Below are 12,287 nucleotides of genomic sequence, written 5' to 3'. Positions count from 1 at the left end.
ACACCCCCTCTATGCCGTACTATTTCGTTTACTGATTCATTTGCGAATCAGTAAAACTAAAGTGACAAACCACAGTGCCGGTTAGGGTTTGTGCGCCAGGCGATGCAATTTAAAACGGCGCAATAAAATCCAATCGCGTAAATTGCGCGGCAACCAGCGCGCTAGCCAGGGCAGCAGGCTACTGCGATTACCGATACGAACCAGGGTGCGCGGGCGCTTGCGCAACAGTTCCCGCACCAGCTTGCGCGCCAGGGAACTGGCCAGTGTGGCATTTTGCTGGGACTCCTGAGCGCGGGCTCGCACCACCTCTTCCTGGCGCTTATACAGTGAGTCCGGCGGTAAGAGGCCGCGCAGTGATACCTCGGCATGGCGGCCAAACTCCGAGGCGATGGCTCCCGGCTGAACCGTCATTACCCGAATCCCAAAAGGCTTTAATTCGAGGCGCAATACTTCCGACAGCGTGTGCAGAGCGGCCTTGGAAGCACAATAAGCACCGGAAAAAGGCGTCGCCAAAACGCCGGACACAGAACCGATATTACAAATCACGGCCCCTTTACCAGAGCGCATCAGCGGCACACTGGCGCGGGCGAGAGCCAAAGGCGCGAACACATTGGTGCGGAACTGATTCTCCAAGGAGCGGGTATCCAATTCCAGCAGCGGGCCCATCTGCCCGTAACCGGCATTGTTAATCAATATATCCAGGCGTCCATAGGCGGCTTTAAGGGCGTGTAACACACGGTTGATATCCGCCTGGCAATTGACATCCAGGGCCTCGGTGGCGATGCCCTGGTCAGCCAGATCCTGCAGGCTTTCCGGGCGACGCGCGGTGGCAATAACAATGGTGCCGCGGCGGTGCAGCGTCAGAGCCAGTTCGCGGCCGATACCGCTGGAACAGCCGGTGATCAGTGCGACTCGGTCGGGCGCCACATAGCCTCGCCCGATTTGCGCGAGGCTCTCTGCTGCAAAACTATCGGCAGATATTCGAAAACTGGAAACTGGCGGTTTGTTCACGGGGACTGCTCCGTTACTGGTTCGAATCCTCCGGCTGGACCTGTGGTTGCTCGATCAACCCGAAGATATTGCCGTAAGGGTCGAGAAAACTCGCCATAAGCACGCCCTCGCCAACATCCACCACTTCACTGTGTTGTCGCGCACCCATGGCTCCGAGACGCTCAACCTGCGCGGCTATATCCGCAACCGCCCAGTAGGCGATGACCCCATCAGCGCGGCTGATTGCACTGCGGGCATCCGGATTCAGGCCCAGTTCACTGTGGCCGAGCCGAAAACCCACGTAGCAATCACTGTCAAAATAGGGTTCCTGTTGCAGCAGCTGCGCATACCAGGCACGCGCCTCTGTAATATCCGCCACACCGTAAATAACGGTGTGCAGGCCGAGAATCTGCCCCATTTGAGACACCCTGTTGTTGAATTTTTATCCGCTCTCTGAGGCACTCTGGCGCGGCTTACTGCAGCTCCTGCTCCAATTGTTCCAGCAGGTCGATCGGCTCCAGTTCCACACCTTCCAAATCATCATTCCAATTCAGCCCCACCAACAGTACATCCTCGTGCATCCCAGTGAGCCAGTCGTCCATAAATTCTTCCAGGTCGATAGCCACCGCCAGGTAATCCGCCCAGTCGCCCACGCAGTGGGCCTGAGCAAACTCCTGTTGAGACCAGAAAGGCATCACCTCCGTCTGGGCGCGCTTTTCCGATTCGCACAGTGCAAAACCCTCTTCCCCCTGCAGCGCCCAGACACAGCCTTGCTCGACAGCCTCTGGTAAAAAGCGTGCGCAGTTTTCTTCAAAATCATCGGTTAGGGGTTCGCTTTGCATAACATCTTCGCTTAATAGGTTTGTCCGCAGTTTACGTCAGTTTGCCCGCGGCACCAATGCGCAGGCCACTGTGTTGGCACCCGACAAAACCGTTTCATATTTCCGCACCGGGACGTTTTAAATGACATTCGGCCACCTGGAACAAAGGGTTCACCTCACTGGGGGTCCAGCTCAAAGACCGCCATGGATTCCACATGGGCCGTTTGCGGAAACATATCCATCACACAGACTTTTTTGAGCCGGTAACCAAACTGCGCCAGTTCGCCGGCATCCCGCGCCAGCGTGGCCGGGTTGCAGGACACGTACACAATTTTTCGCGCCTTGAAACGGGCGATACCACGCACCGCCTGCAGGGCGCCATCGCGCGGCGGGTCCAGAATAATTTTATCGAAGCCACCGCTGGCCCAGGCTTTTTTTACCATCTCAGCATTCAGATCCGCCGTGTGAAACTGCACATTATCCAGTCGGTTGAGAATTGCGTTCTCCTTGCCCCGCTGAGTAAGAGCACCGGCGCCTTCGATACCGACGACCACTGCTGCCCGGCGCGCCAGCGGCAGGGTAAAATTGCCCAGTCCACAAAAAAGATCCAGCACGCGTTCGTCCGCTTGTGGATCGAGAAGCTGCACGGCGCGGTTCACCATCAAGCGGTTAATTTCAAAATTTACCTGGATGAAATCCATCGGCTGAAAGCGCAGAGTCAGATCAAATTCCGGCAAGTGATAACTGAGCAAGGCGTCACCACCTTCTGGCCACAAACGCTGCATAGTCGCAGCATCACCAGCTTGTATATACATGTGTATACCAGTATTTTTTGCAAAGGTCAGCCAGGCTTCCCGGTCCCTCTGCGAAAGGGGCTGCAGGTGGCGCAACACCAGGGCTGCCGCATCGTCGCCCACCGCCACTTCCAGCTGCGAAAAATACGCGCGCCCGTCACTCTGCGCCACCAATTGCTTCAGAGTGGGTATCTGCTGCGCAATAGAGGAGTGCAAAACATGGCACTCATCGATATCGGTCAAATCATTGCTGCGCTTCTCACGAAAGCCGAAAATTAGTTTCCTGCCTTTCCCAGCTTTCACCTGGCGAATGCCGATGCGCGCTTTGTGCCGATACCCATAGGGCTCGGCAACCAGAGGGGATAAGATTTCCTCCGGTTCAATACCGCCAAAACGGGCCAGCTGATCCAATAGGATTTTTTGTTTTTCGGCAATTTGCGCATCGGCCTGCAGGTGCTGTAGTGAGCAACCACCGCACAACGCCACGTGAGGACAGCGTGGGGCACAGCGCTGCGGCGAGGTCTGTAAAATGTCGCCGGCAACACCCTCATCGAAACGGGAGCGATGGGCACTGTAACGAAACTGCACTTTTTCCCCAGGCAGTGCGTTATCGATAAATACCGTTTTCTTGCCCACTCGGGCGAGACCGCGCATATCGTGACTAAATTTTTCCACCGTGGTTTCAGCCTGGATGGGCAATGGTTTTTTTACTGTTTTACGCGGGGTAATAAAGCGCGGTTTTTTGCTCATAGAAATTACTGAATATTCAAAACATCTGAAATGTAAGCGCCGCCTACACTGTGAGGCGGTGGCCGTTGTCGCGCAGCCAGCGGCGCAGTTCCTTAAAACGGGGGCAAACGCTCTGCACAAGCTGCCAAAAATCGCGGCCGTGGTTGTGGTGGCGCAGATGGCTAACTTCGTGGGCAACTAAATAGTCCACTACCGCCTCCGGGGCCAGGCACACCAACCAGTTGTACTGTAAATCACCGTAAATACTGCAGTGCCCCCATTTACTCCTGGTACGACGTACCCGCACCGAGGAAAACTGCAAATCTAACTGTGACGCCAGCTGTTGGGATTTTTCGGTTAACAGAGCCAGGGCCTCACGCTGGTAGAGACGCTGTAATGCCCCTTGCACCTGATCTGCCGTCGGTGTGGCGGCGCGTGTATAGAGATGGATCGCCCCCTCAGCGATAGCCGTTTCACGGCTGTACAACGCGCGTTTTAATGGCAGCGATTTACCCAGCCAGGGAAAAAATTCACCAAATTCAAAACAGTATTGCGGTGTCTGCGCTGCGCGCTGATTTGCCGCGAGCAACTGTGCGCGCACCCACTGGATATTTTCCTGCAGGAATTCGTGGCCATATCGCGCGGCGCAGCGCTGTGGAATACGCACTTCCACCCCGGACTGTACCAGTACCAAACCGAGGCGTTTGCGCCGTGTCGAGCGCACCAGGCGATAGGGAATATCTTCAAAAATAAACTCCCGAACCTCACGCACTTAGACCGCCCCCAAATAACTAACCGCCATGAGCCACAACTGCCATAGTGATACGGGAGATACAACTCAACTTGCCATTGGGTGCATAAATCAGAATTTCCCAGACCTGGCTGGTACGCCCGATATGTACCGGTTTGGCTCGGCCGGTGACTTCACCTTCCGGCACCGGGCGCAGATGGTTGGCATTGATTTCCTGACCCACACAGTAGAATTTGCTGGTGTCCACTAGCAGATTCGCCCCGATGGAACCCAGGGTTTCCGCCAGCACGACATTGGCGCCGCCGTGCAGAATGCCAAAAGGCTGGCGGTTGCGGTGGTCCACCGGCAGTTTTCCCTCCAGATAATCCTCACCGATTTCTGTAATTTCCAGGCCCAGGTGGCCGGGCATACATTGCGCGGTACCCTGATTAATTTCTTCCAGGGTGGGGGTGTCGTGCCAAATTGCCATGGGAATAACTCTCTTGAAAATCTGTAATGGGCTCGCGGGGAACATCGTATTTCTCAGTCCCGCAGAGCCCTTTTATTCACCAGTAAAAAAAACCGGATGAAAAAAAGCCGCGCGGATAGAAACCGGGCGTGAAATATTCGGGGCCGAAAAGCCCGTAGCGGTGCAGCTCCAAGTCCAGCAGGCGCAACTCCCATTCGAGTCGGCTGTGCTGGAAATGCAGTGCGCGTCTTTGGCTATCGCTATCGCTGTGCCGGAGGGCGTGATGCAGGGAATAGAGCTCGCGCTCTAAATTATCCCGGCGCCACAATAAATTGTGGTACTGCTGGGCGACGCGATACTCGGCCAGGCCGCGCTGGTAGTGCTGCACAAAGATATCGGCGCTGGGGCCATTGCATACACCCTCGTATTTACGCCCCTGACGCCCTTGCTTATAACCATTTTCGGCGGTGCAAAACTGCTCCACGCCCTCTTCATGCCCACGCAGCCAAGCCTCACTGTCCACATACACTTCATGGCCTTGGCATTCCTGTGCGATATCGTAGACCAGGGCCTGAGAGCGCCCGCGGGCTCCGTCGCGAACACCGCGCTCATACCAGAGCCCGGCGCGGCACTCCTCCTCGGAAATTACTGCACAACCACTGATGACGATGGTAAAAACCAACAGCAATACACTCAGTTTTGCAGGCATGGGAATCGTCTCCCCGGCTAATTATTGTTTTTCCGTGTCTTCGCCGTTACCCAAAACGCTTAGCGGCGACAAACGGGTTGGTTTGGCGCTCCTGGCCAAAAGTGGACATAGGTCCGTGGCCCGGCACAAATTGCACTTCATCGCCCAGAGGCCAAAGGCGCTCGGTAATCGAGTGGATCAGGGTATCGTGATCCCCCTGAGGAAAATCGGTGCGCCCGATAGAGCCGGCAAAGAGCACATCACCCACCAGCGCCAGTTTGCTCGGGCGGTGGAAAAAGATCACATGCCCTGGGGTGTGGCCGGGACAGTGATGCACTTCCAGCGTCTGATCGCCGACACTGACGGTGTCGCCCTGTTCCAGCCAGCGATCCGGGGTAAACACCTCGACCGAGGGAAAACCAAACATCTGTGCCTGCATCGGCAACTGCTCAATCCAGAAACCATCGCCTTTGTGGGGCCCCTCAATCGGCAGCGTCAGCTGTTTGGACAGTGCCGCCGTACCGCCTACATGATCCAGGTGGCCGTGGGTGAGCAGGATCTTTTCCAGCTTGAGTCCGCGTTCCTCGACGGCGGCGAGGATCTTGTCGAGATCGCCACCGGGATCCACTACCGCCGCACGCTTACTGTCTTCGCACCAGAGGAGAGTGCAATTCTGCTGAAAGGGCGTAACCGGAATCGAATGATATTGCAGCGACATAAGCGAGATCCATCCTGTTGGGAAGCAGTGACAAGTGCCGGGAGTATACCCCGTGTGTCGACCCAGATCGCTGCACGGATGCCACGGAGACTTCCTTTTCACCAGCCCACAAGGCATCAAGGTGACGAGGTGACGCAATAAGGTCGCGGCCAGTTATCGCGCAGGATTAGCCATAACAATAGAAACGGCAGTAACGTGATTTTCCTTATAAAACAGGAAAATCTGAAAACATCATCGTATTTGGCCAGTGTTTTTTTACTAAAAAATACGTGTTTTGGGCACATTGCAGAGGTCCAAGGTACACCCTCTGCGTAAAAACTCCCGCGCCTACGGCGATGGATACCGGCCGGAAAAGCCGGTGCCTCTGCCGGGTAACTCTGCATCGGTTGCGGCAAACACAGGGCGATGTTCTCCGCGCCGACCGCTCTAGGCATCCATGGGGTTCATTGAATTCACAGCGGGCGCCGAAGCGAATCCAATAGGCAAGAGCAGAGCCCGGTGCAAACCTGTCACAAAAGCACCCCGCTAGTGCATAATACCCTCTGTATAAAAATCAGACGTTTAAAACGATCCTGCCCGCAGCGATGCTATTAAGTTCCAAATACAGCCTGCCGGATTGCCCGGAGCATACCCTGGTGCGCCCACGACTGCTGTCGCTGCTCGGCGACGGCCACAGCGACCAGTTGCTACTGGTAACCGCGCCGGCAGGCTATGGCAAAACCACGCTGGTCACCTCCTGGGCTTCCAATCAAGAAAATCCCGTAGCCTGGTACACCCTGGATACCAGCGACAACGAGCCGAGCCAGTTTTGTCGCTACCTGGTTGAGAGCGTGCACCGCGCCACCGGCAAGGGTCTGCCACAAACCTGTCGTCTATTGGCGGCACCACAGTGCCCGGACCCGACGACCATCATCAGCCACCTGCTGGCAGAACTGCGCAGCCTGCCCAGTGAGCTACGCATCGTGCTCGACGATTACCACCATATCGACAACCCGGTGGTACACGACACCACCCGCTTTTTGCTGCGCCACGCCCCCGCCGGCGTCGGGATCGTACTCAACAGCCGCAGCCAACCACCCCTGGGGCTCGCAACCCTGCGTGTGCAGGGCCGCCTATTGGAATTGGGCAGCGATCAACTGGCCTTAAATACTGAGGAAATCGCGCGCCTGCTCAAGCAGCGCCTGCCATTTAACCTCGATGCCGATCGTGCCGCACAACTGCATCAACTCAGCGAGGGCTGGCCACCGGCAGTGCAGCTGTTCACACTTTCGGTACGCAATCGCGAAGAGGTGGACCGCTACCTGGCGGAACTGGAGCAGGGCCACAGCCATATCCTCGACTACCTGGCCGAGGAAGTAATGGAGCGACTGGAGCCCGAACTGCGCGAACTGCTCGCGCGTACCTCAATTCTCACCCGGGTCAACGCCCAGTTGGCCGAGCGCCTGAGCGGCCGCAGCGACGGCCAGCAGCTTCTGGAGGCGGCGGCTCGGCGCGGTCTCTTCCTGCAAGCACAGGACTCCAGCCGCCAGTGGTTCCGCTTTCACCCAGTATTTGCCCGCTTCCTGCAGCGCCAGCTCACCAATCGAGAGCAGCTGTTGGACCTGCACGCTCTCGCTTGTGATTCCTGGCAGGAAATGGAACAACCGGTGGAGGCCCTGCGCCACGCGCTTGCCGGTGGCGACCGCGCTCGACTGAGCCAATTGCTCAACTCCCGCGGGGAAACACTACTGCGCGGGGGCCAGTCCCGCCTGTTGCGCGATGGCCTGGAATGGCTGGGCAGTGAATCGCTGCAAAAGAGCGCGCGCTTCACACTGCTCTCGGCGAAAATGGCGCGGGAGAATTTTGACTACGACCACTGTGAAAAAACACTCGCTGCCGCCGAGAGCTGGCTGCAAAGGGAGGACTCGCAGCAGTGGCGCCAATTTGAAGGGGCCTTTGCCACCATGCGCGCTCAGGTGGCTATCGCCCGCGGCCAGACTCTGCAGGCCAAGGAGTACGCCGAAGAGGCCCTGGGGCTTTTACAGCCCGAACAGCTGGGAGAGCGCATCTCCGCCCTATTAGTGACCGGCGAAACCAGCTTTTGCCTGGGAGCACTAGAACCCGCCTGCACCCACATGCAGGAAGTGGAAGCCCTAGCGATCGCCGAGGGGGATATTCCCAGCGCCGCTTGGGCCATCTGCCAGCAGACCGAGATCGCCTTCGCCCAGGGGCTTCTGCAAAAGTCAGCCTCGCTGCAGGACAAGGTGTACAACCTGGTGCAAAAACACCACCTCTCCACCCTGCCTATCGCCGAGTTTGTCTGTCGCCTGCGCGGCCAGCTGCAGTGGGAACATGGAGACCTGGAAGGCGCTGAGCAATCCGCCCGGCGCGGAATGCAGATCAACCGCAAAGTAGGCGAACACTGGCTGCTGCCCGAATACACCCTGCTGTTAAAACTCGCCCAGGCGCGCGGCGAAAAAGCGGAGTCGCTCGAGTGGCTGGAACGCATAGAGCGCCTGCTCTCCGATGGCCGTTATCACCGCGACTGGATTGCCAATGCCGATGCCGCCCGTATCCGCACTTGGCGCGCCCTGGGCAACCAGCAGGCCATCGCCTGCTGGCTGGAACAGGCCGTACCCGTCGCGGACAGGCCAAGCAATCACTTTGAACAGTGTCACGGGCGCAATCATGTTCGCGCGCTGATCGAGTTACATCGCTGGTCTGACGCCAACCGCCTGCTGAGCCGCCTGCAGTTCGTCGCCAAGGAGTGCAGCCTGGTCACCGATCGCCTGCGCAACCGTGTGCTGGAATCCCACCTTCTGTGGCTGCGCGAGCAGCATAACGGGGCGCTAGAGGCGATTACGGAAGCCCTGAAACTGGCGGCCGGAAGGGGTTTTCGTGCCAGTTTCCTTCAGATAGGCAAGCCCCTGATCGTGATCCTCAAAGCCGCCCTGGAACATGGTCTAGATGAAAAATCTGCCAGCAAAGCCCAGACACTGATCAAGCTTGCCCAGCAGCAGCCGGAACTGGACGGCGGTATCCGCATAGAACTGGATGACACCATAATCCGCGAGATTCTCGCCAGTGATGCAGTGCCGGACTTTCTGCGCCACTCCCCCCTGACCCCACGAGAGTGGCAGGTGTTAAACGCGATTCACTCGGGCTTATCCAATGAGCGTATCGCGCGCCACTTCAAGGTGGCGGCAAGTACTATCAAGACCCATATTCGCAGCCTCTATCAAAAACTGGATGTCAAAGACCGCCAGGAGGCCATCACCCTGGCCGAGCAGATGCTGCGCTCAGTACAGGACCGTCCCCAGCCATAAACCATCGCCGTGCCAACGGGGAAGTGCTGGCGCCCATTACCTGTGCCCGCCGGTAGTAATCCGATCAATGCCCGCCAAACGCCCCCTCTCCCCCCCTCTGCGGGGAGGAGGAAGGCGGCCCCACCCTCAGCCATACTCCTCCCATCCTTAATCAGGGTGGGCCCGCCCCACGCATCGAATATTGAAACAAGGCAGTAATCCATGAGCGGCAACAGTACCGAGTGGTGGCGTAACAGCGTTATTTACCAGATTTATCCCCGCAGCTTCTGCGACGCAAATGGCGATGGTATCGGCGATCTCCCCGGTATTACGCAAAAGCTGGATTACGTGAAGTCCCTCGGCGTCGATGCCATCTGGATTTCACCCTTTTTTAAATCCCCCATGGTCGATTTCGGGTATGACGTGGCGGACTATCGCGATGTGGACCCGATTTTTGGCCGTCTGCAGGATTTCGATCAACTGATCGAAGCGGCCCACGCCCGCGGTCTGAAAATCATTATCGATCAGATCCTGAGCCACACTTCCGACCGTCACCCCTGGTTTGAAGAAAGCCGTGCCAGTCGTGACAATCCGAAAGCAGACTGGTATGTATGGCAGGACCCTAAAGACGACGGCAACCCGCCCAACAACTGGGTATCCGTATTCGGTGGCGGCTCCTGGCGCTGGTGCACCCGCCGCCGCCAGTATTACCTCGCCAATTTCCTCAAAGAGCAGCCGGACCTCAATGTGCACAACCCCGAGGTGCAGGAGCAACTACTGGCGGATATGAAATTCTGGCTCGACCGGGGTGTGGATGGATTCCGTCTGGACGCCGTCAATTTTATCTTCCATCAGCAAGCCCTCAACGACAATCCCGCGCGCCCACTCAAGCTGGACGAGAAAGGGCTGCCCCCGGTCAATCACTACGATTACCAATGGCACAAGAACGACAAATCCCAGCCAGAAAATCTGGTGTTTTTACAGCGTGTGCGCAAGTTGCTGGATCAATATCCCGGCACCGTTACCGTAGGCGAGGTGGGCGACGACAACACCCACAAAATCATGGCCGAATACACTACAGACCAGCGCCTGCACATGGCCTACTCCTTCGATTTATTAACCGAGGACTGCAGCGCGCCATTCCTGCGCGAAACCCTGGAAAAGAACCGCGCGGTAATTGAAAAAGGATGGCCCTGCTGGTCCATTAGTAACCACGATGTACCGCGCTCCATTACTCGCTGGAACCGCGGCTTTAGCCCGGCACTCGCGCACAAACGCACGCCTCTGTTTCTGTTGATGCAGCTGACACTGCGCGGCAGCGTCTGTGTGTATCAGGGGGAGGAATTGGGATTAGCGGAAGCGGATATTGCCTTTGAGGATTTAGTCGACCCCTACGGCATTAATCTGTGGCCGGAGTTCAAGGGTCGCGACGGCTGCCGCACACCCATGCCCTGGACAAATACCAGTGCAGATAACGCCGGCTTCACTACCGGCAAACCCTGGCTGCCGGTTTCAGAAGAGCACCAGAACCTTGCCGTAAACCTGCAGGAAGACAGTCAATACTCCATGCTCAACCAGTTCCGCGCGCTGATCGAGTGGCACCGACATCTACCAAACAGCCTGGCGACCGCGCAACAGGAAGTGATCGATACGGACAACGACTTAATGGTGTTCGTACGGCACACCGAAAAAGAAAGACTCCTGGTGGTCCTAAACCTGGGGGCGACGGAAGAGGTATTCTCCTTGCCAGAAGCATTTGTCGGTGCCGAGGATATTACTCCAAACCTGTTTGCCAAGGAGCACAGTGGCAGCACACTGGTTCTCCCCCCCGCCGGCGCCTGTGTGCTGCAAAGCATCCCTTGATCGCAGGCTTTTAACAATTCGGGGAAGAGCTACTTACGCCGGTGCCTATAGCCACCGGCGATCAATTCAGAAAAACGACAGTATCTCTCCCAACAGCTATTGGTTAGTTTTTCTGTCTCTCTGCAACGTCACTTATCCTTTCGACGTCCGCTTCTTCGCCGGCCCAAAGCCGGCTTTTTTATTTTGCTTAACTTTGCTGTGCGCCTCATAGATCAGATCGCTTCAAGAGCCACCTTAGCCTGAATTAAGGCAATCTCTTTGTGCTCATCCCCCATATTCCGCCCTTCGGCATAAATGACAGCGACATCGTCGATGCCAATAAATGAGAGAAAATGCTTGATGTAGGACACATGAAAATCAATGACAGAATCTTTATAGAAACCGCCAGATGTCGTAACCAATACCACTTTGGTATCTCTAATCAGACCCTCTGGCCCATTTTCTGTGTACGTAAAAATCACCCCCGCCCGCGCTAAGTGATCAAACCAAGCTTTCAGAGTAGATGGGCTACCAAAGTTATACATGGGTGCTGCAATCAGTACCGTATCTGCATTTTTGACCTGTTCAATAAGGTTGTCCGAATACTCCGTTAGCGCTTTCTGGGCTGCACTTTTCTGTTCCTCAGGGGTGAAGAAGGCGCTTACCATTTCACCGCTCAAATGCGGAACCGGATTAACACTTAAATCCAATTCGGTGACTTCAGTGGCAGTCTGTCGTGACAACCAGTGCTCGGCCAATGACCAGGAAGTCCAGTGCCCCCCCTAAAGCAAAGGCATAAATGGCAAGAATTTTGTGACTCATAGTCTCTCCAGCTAGTGAATACCAGTGATGCGGAGACCATGATCTCTGCATATTGGCAACTCAATTATCAATTTTTGCAATTAATAATTGCATAAGCGCAAAATGATGGACTGGAACGATCTTCGATACCTGATAGCCGTGGCAGATCACGGCTCCCTACAGAGTGCAGCCAATGCAAAGCTGGGTTTTGCATTTTACCCGAAGGGGACCAAAAAATGGTGCAACCTTACAAACTAAAGAAAGTATGCGAGATTAAAGAGTTCCAAAGCCATTTCTGGTTACTTTCTCATCCTCAAATACGCAATTCAGCACGCGTTAAAGCCTTTTGGGACTTCAGCCTGGACACCTTTAATAGAGGATGTCTTTAGGTGAAAACTATTAGCTACGGGTGCCCGTCAGA

Annotated in this window: 11 protein-coding genes; 2 read left to right on the top strand and 9 right to left on the bottom strand. The window is 56.1% G+C overall.

Annotated elements, in window-relative coordinates:
• Positions 1-81: 81 nt before the first annotated feature.
• The 8 genes from Q1A69_RS14370 to Q1A69_RS14335 form a co-directional block, all read right to left on the bottom strand.
• Positions 82-1,011 (bottom strand): SDR family oxidoreductase, encoded by a 930-nt coding sequence (locus Q1A69_RS14370; protein WP_299586677.1) that lies wholly within the window; start codon positions 1,009-1,011, stop codon positions 82-84.
• A 13-nt stretch (positions 1,012-1,024) separates the two neighbouring features.
• Positions 1,025-1,408: a VOC family protein gene (locus Q1A69_RS14365; RefSeq protein WP_299586675.1), complete on the bottom strand. Its 384-nt coding sequence runs from the start codon at positions 1,406-1,408 to the stop codon at positions 1,025-1,027.
• A 55-nt stretch (positions 1,409-1,463) separates the two neighbouring features.
• On the bottom strand, positions 1,464-1,832 hold the full coding sequence (locus tag Q1A69_RS14360; RefSeq protein ID WP_299586672.1) for a DUF2750 domain-containing protein: 369 nt from the start codon (positions 1,830-1,832) through the stop codon (positions 1,464-1,466).
• A gap of 155 nt (positions 1,833-1,987) precedes the next feature.
• Positions 1,988-3,355 carry a 23S rRNA (uracil(1939)-C(5))-methyltransferase RlmD gene (rlmD, locus tag Q1A69_RS14355; protein WP_299586669.1) on the bottom strand — a complete coding sequence of 456 codons (1,368 nt, stop codon included), beginning with the start codon at positions 3,353-3,355 and terminating at the stop codon, positions 1,988-1,990.
• A gap of 43 nt (positions 3,356-3,398) precedes the next feature.
• The gene (locus Q1A69_RS14350; protein WP_299586667.1) at positions 3,399-4,106 is read right to left on the bottom strand and encodes a SprT family zinc-dependent metalloprotease; all 708 of its coding nucleotides are present in this window, start codon (positions 4,104-4,106) and stop codon (positions 3,399-3,401) included.
• Positions 4,107-4,125: 19 nt separating this feature from the next.
• Positions 4,126-4,554, bottom strand: coding sequence for a hotdog fold thioesterase (locus tag Q1A69_RS14345; protein ID WP_299586664.1), 429 nt, complete (start codon positions 4,552-4,554; stop codon positions 4,126-4,128).
• A 76-nt stretch (positions 4,555-4,630) separates the two neighbouring features.
• On the bottom strand, positions 4,631-5,242 hold the full coding sequence (locus Q1A69_RS14340; protein ID WP_299586661.1) for a DUF2799 domain-containing protein: 612 nt from the start codon (positions 5,240-5,242) through the stop codon (positions 4,631-4,633).
• Positions 5,243-5,288: 46 nt separating this feature from the next.
• Complete coding sequence (locus tag Q1A69_RS14335) at positions 5,289-5,939, bottom strand: MBL fold metallo-hydrolase (protein WP_299586659.1); 651 nt, start codon at positions 5,937-5,939, stop codon at positions 5,289-5,291.
• Between the two features lie 584 nt (positions 5,940-6,523).
• Between Q1A69_RS14335 and malT the strand changes: the two genes are divergently transcribed.
• Positions 6,524-9,244: an HTH-type transcriptional regulator MalT gene (gene malT / locus Q1A69_RS14330; RefSeq protein WP_299586656.1), complete on the top strand. Its 2,721-nt coding sequence runs from the start codon at positions 6,524-6,526 to the stop codon at positions 9,242-9,244.
• A gap of 201 nt (positions 9,245-9,445) precedes the next feature.
• A complete protein-coding gene (locus Q1A69_RS14325) occupies positions 9,446-11,086 on the top strand; it encodes an alpha-glucosidase (protein ID WP_299586654.1) in 1,641 nt (546 codons plus the stop codon).
• A gap of 212 nt (positions 11,087-11,298) precedes the next feature.
• Here Q1A69_RS14325 and Q1A69_RS14320 read toward each other — a convergent pair whose 3' ends face one another.
• Positions 11,299-11,808: an NAD(P)H-dependent oxidoreductase gene (locus Q1A69_RS14320; protein WP_299586652.1), complete on the bottom strand. Its 510-nt coding sequence runs from the start codon at positions 11,806-11,808 to the stop codon at positions 11,299-11,301.
• Between the last annotated feature and the right edge of the window lie 479 nt (positions 11,809-12,287).

It is taken from the genome of uncultured Microbulbifer sp. (assembly GCF_947498635.1).
Classification (GTDB): Bacteria; Pseudomonadota; Gammaproteobacteria; order Pseudomonadales; family Cellvibrionaceae; genus Microbulbifer; species Microbulbifer echini.
The sequence above is the reverse complement of the archived record's forward strand: the minus strand, read 5'-3'. Positions and strand labels throughout refer to the sequence as shown.